This is a genomic window from Marinobacter sp. EVN1, from assembly GCF_000475375.1.
GTDB classification, from domain to species: Bacteria; Pseudomonadota; Gammaproteobacteria; order Pseudomonadales; family Oleiphilaceae; genus Marinobacter; species Marinobacter nauticus.
On the sequence record NZ_AXCB01000052.1, the window covers coordinates 1 to 4,184 of the forward strand.

6 protein-coding genes are annotated in these 4,184 nt (G+C 47.2%); all 6 read right to left on the reverse strand.

Features of this window, described 5'->3' with window-relative positions; all coding sequences use genetic code 11:
• Positions 1–100 precede the first annotated feature (100 nt).
• Positions 101–424, reverse strand: coding sequence for a low molecular weight protein tyrosine phosphatase family protein (locus tag Q674_RS37000; RefSeq protein WP_023009701.1), 324 nt, complete (start codon positions 422–424; stop codon positions 101–103).
• A gap of 78 nt (positions 425–502) precedes the next feature.
• Positions 503–889 carry a hypothetical protein gene (locus tag Q674_RS37005; RefSeq protein ID WP_023009702.1) on the reverse strand — a complete coding sequence of 129 codons (387 nt, stop codon included), beginning with the start codon at positions 887–889 and terminating at the stop codon, positions 503–505.
• Between the two features lie 78 nt (positions 890–967).
• Positions 968–1,195 (reverse strand): hypothetical protein, encoded by a 228-nt coding sequence (locus tag Q674_RS37010; protein WP_023009703.1) that lies wholly within the window; start codon positions 1,193–1,195, stop codon positions 968–970.
• A gap of 84 nt (positions 1,196–1,279) precedes the next feature.
• A complete protein-coding gene (locus Q674_RS37015; RefSeq protein ID WP_023009704.1) occupies positions 1,280–1,825 on the reverse strand; it encodes a hypothetical protein in 546 nt (181 codons plus the stop codon).
• A 91-nt stretch (positions 1,826–1,916) separates the two neighbouring features.
• On the reverse strand, positions 1,917–3,080 hold the full coding sequence (locus Q674_RS37020) for an HNH endonuclease (RefSeq protein ID WP_031210396.1): 1,164 nt from the start codon (positions 3,078–3,080) through the stop codon (positions 1,917–1,919).
• Positions 3,081–3,635: 555 nt separating this feature from the next.
• Positions 3,636–3,911, reverse strand: coding sequence for a hypothetical protein (locus Q674_RS37025; RefSeq protein ID WP_023009706.1), 276 nt, complete (start codon positions 3,909–3,911; stop codon positions 3,636–3,638).
• Positions 3,912–4,184 lie beyond the last annotated feature (273 nt).

Consider the following 4,184-nt stretch of genomic DNA (forward strand, 5'->3'; position numbering starts at 1 on the left):
TACGAAACACTTAACGCCTGCGGTAACCGGCGCCGGAGCGCCAGCGTAGGGAACCAAAAGCGCACGCTTTTGGCGTCCGGTTGACTGCCTTGTTAAGTGTTTACCGCAGAAATTGCGGGATTCTTGACCTAAAGATATCAACCAGCTCTGGGGCCATGTACTCATAATTATCTGGGATGCCCAAACAGATCAATTTTTGATTTTTTAGATGTTCTCTGAATCTCGTTCGCAATTTACGTTTATGGGCGTTTTCCATAACGAAAATAACCTCAGCCCATTCTATGTCTTCAGCTCCTAGAGGCACCTCTGCATCATTATTCAAGCCTGCTGACCTGACTTCGACATTTGGTTCTTCGCTGAAAACAGCCTCAGCTGTCGGGGAGCGAAGCTTGTTCTGACTGCAAACAAAAAGGATTCTAGTCATTGTTCCTGATGACACTTAACGCCGTGGTAATGGGCGCCAACGGAGCGCAGCGTAGTTGGCGTCCCGTTGACCACCTTGTTATGCCTTGATGGCAAAAATGAGAACGAATATGGCTACGAAAAGAGCCAAACTTAGGCCATTCAACACCGCAAAACATACCGATCTATATTTTTGCGGATTTTCCCGAAATAGCAGTAGCTCAAGAGCTGGCCATAGAAAGTAAACCAGGTTAACGACTACTAGAACCACCAAATCAGCTAATAGGGCGCCAGCGATCTTATTGAGAATGTTATCCGCGGTCGCGAGGCCGAGGCTGTACGAGGTCATTAACAACAGGACTTGGCCGGCAACCAGACAACCCAAGAACCTCATGTTGTACTCTATCCGCTTGCTATTCCACCATTTGAAAGCCGGCAAGCTCGTATCCTTGGCGCTCCCCAAGAAAAATCTACTGCTTAATTCCATTTTCTCTCCTAGGCATAACGCGGAGCGAAGCGGCGGCTGAAAGCCGTCCGCCTTACGCGGTTTGTTATGTGCCGGAGTTTAGGATTCATCTCGGAGTTGATCACGACGCTGCGCAATGAATTCTTCATAGCTAATGTCTTGAGCTTGATGCAGCGTTTTCTCAAAGATACAACACAAATTCCAAAGTGCCCTTTGTTCGGCCTGATCTTCGATAGAGAGCCGATCTGTATCACTGAACCTGCGGACAAACTCGAAAAGCACCCATGCTTCGTCCTCTGTGAGCTTAAGCTCGATTTCGTCGCTCATGGATACTCCTATACATAACGCCTGGGCTCAGCGGCCGCTTTGGAGGCGCACTGCGCCGGATAAGCGGTCCGCTGCAGCCCCTTGTTAGGCAATTCTCTGCCTTACGATTGAAGCTAAAGCATGCCCGTGAGCTTCTTTTGCTTTACGGAGATCTAACAATAGAGCGTCCAAATCGTCCAGACACCCGCCCTCTTCGGCGATACCTCTGAGCCACCCGGTATTCCAGAGAGGGTTACAACATTTGGCAATCGAAGAGTGTTTTCTTCTGAGCTTAAGGTAGCCCCGATAGTTGTCTTGGCTTATACCAAGCCTCTGCAGCTCTGCGAGTTCTGCCTTTTTTGTCTTTACGCCGGCAAAATACTTGTCGAAAAGCGGTTCAATAGCAGCTATCAGCTGCTTCTCGATTTTCGCCACATTCCGCCCCGCTTGAATTGCCTCTTGTTCGCTACTGCGAAGAATTAAGGAATCATAGAGAACACGCCATTCAGAAGAACACTTGGAACAGTTAATGCGGACAGAGATATCAGCACCGCTCCATGGATTATCTTGGGTAGTAATCGACTTGATAATATCGCCTGCTCCACAGGGGCAGAGACCAACGCTATGTTCTGTAGTTTCCGATGTGCTCATCCGTGACCTCTTTACTGCCTAACGCCGCGCTTTGCGGCTGGTTTGTCGCGCAGCGAAGATCCAGTCCGACAACAGCGCTTTGTTAGAGCATTTACATAGATAGCCTGAATTCTTCAATTTTTGCTCCGATTAAGTCTGCGGCCCCGCCAGATGATAAAAGCATATTTTCTACATCAGTATCATCAAGTACGAGAATAAGTTTTTGATGTACCATCCACTGTTCTCGAATGGTGTGCAAACAACCAGCAGAGTCACCGCCGTTCCTAGAAAAGATTATTCCAAATAGTCCAGCTCCATGAGGTTTAAGGTAATTCGCGATTTGAAGGACATCACTTTTTTTAACTTTTCTAGAATAGTTTTTAGCATCTACAACAACATAGTCAGCGGAGTATTTTTCGCGCAAAAATGACCAAAACCCTTCAATAGCATAATTGGGAACAATGAAATCTCTTCGGTTTGACTTGGTGAAATCGCTAACTTCTTGAATCGGCTTATCAAGAGGAGGACAAAACAGTTCTTCTATGATTTCGCCAATGAGGCTCTGATATATGTAGCAATCTTTACGACCCGGATTACATGCCTTTAACTTTCCGAGCAAATCTTGATCTCTACTACCTTCTTCCTCTCCAGCGATGGCAGTTAGAAGCATTTTGAAGTAGCTGCTATCAGCCTTTTGTATACCCGCTTTGAAATTCTTAATGAGATAGTCTGCGTCCCATACCTCTATGTCATTAGATTCAAAGTTTTGCTTTATCTCGTTTGGCAATCTACCTGGTATGGCCAGGACTTTCTTGCATTCGCCTATAAGCTTGCCATATTCCAAAATCTGTTCGACTATTTTAGAGCTGTGGCTCCTTGTAATTGCTTTATTGGATTTGCACTCAATAAGAATCTTCTCTTTCCGACTATCTTCTATGAGAATGTCTGCTCTCGCCCTTTGAGTATCTCCAATTATCGCTTCGAGTTGAATATTTTGATTAGGGCTAGTTTCCTTAAGAACTTGATAAAGGAAATTCACAAACTCAATCTCTTTTGGCCCCATGTCCATATACCTATGGCAATTAGGGCATAGCAGAAGGAAATTTTCTTCCGTCAGGCTGCCGCCTTGATGAAGAGGCGTAATCGAAGCCATTTCCAGAGGGATCTGCTCTCCAGAAATGGAGCACATTGCACATTTATTATTGTATTTTGCAATGAGATTCGCCCGCATAGCAGCCGACGGAATTCTTCTTTTATTCAATGTCCGATCCATCATATATTCTCGAATTCCACTTTTGCTCTAACGACGGATGTTAAGCGGCACTGGCGCCAGCCAGGGTCCGACTTAACGTGTGGTTATACGGACCGTCCTGAAAGACTCTCATACTCCACCCTACTCACAGACCACTCCACACTCTGCAGACATCCCTGGGAAGTTATCAGGCCAGTAGTCAGCGGGGGCACCGAAGATGCGAAGGCACGGAACAAAGGCGACCACGATTGCCGATTGATCCGCCTTCCCTCAAGAGCCAAGCCAGACGGATCAAGCGCGACTTATCCATCTGGCTTGGCTCTTGAGGGTAGCAGGGAGAGCGTTCAACGGCGATCCGCTCTATTTGTTTTCTTGCACCGGGTTTCAAAACCCGAAAAAGACTGTTTATATATACAGTATATTCGGGTAACCTTCCGAGAAAAGGCAAGAAAACCCTATGCAATCAACCCACCGCTATAACGCCAATGTTAAGCGGCGCCTGCGGAGCGCAGCGTAGTAGGCGTCCGGCGGACGGCCGCCAGGCCGGTAGCGAACTTGAACGATTGGTTATACATGAGACTACCACCCCCACCAGTGCCAAACTTTGGCGATACCGCGCCAGACACCCCCGAGAATAGACGGAAACAGTTTCGGTAGCAGCAACGCCAACACAGCAAAAATCAAGATACAGGAAATGAGGTAACGACTGCTGAGAAAGCCATCCCAGTAAACCGCCAACTCCAAATTGACCCAGAGCCAAACGAATACTGCGGTTGGGATGGAGAAAAACAGTGATGCAAAAAGGCTAATCAACCTTGTTTCAATCGGCCCACCTTGGCCGCGATTCCTTGCCATGATCTACGAACATTCCTTGTGTATAACGCTTGGCTTTGCGGCGTGCCAGAGCGAAGCGTAGGCACGTCCGACAACAGCCACTTGTTATATTTTTCTACTCTGGCGCAGAAAACACTAACTTTAAGCGGTGACCATCCGACCAGCTTTGCCTATGTGTGCCATCAACAGAGATACCTGCAAGCTCTACTTCAATACCGCCCTCAGCATTCTTTATTACAGTAAGCCCCGCTTCTACTGTCAACTTGTTGAGTCTTAGCCCGGATTTCTCATGAC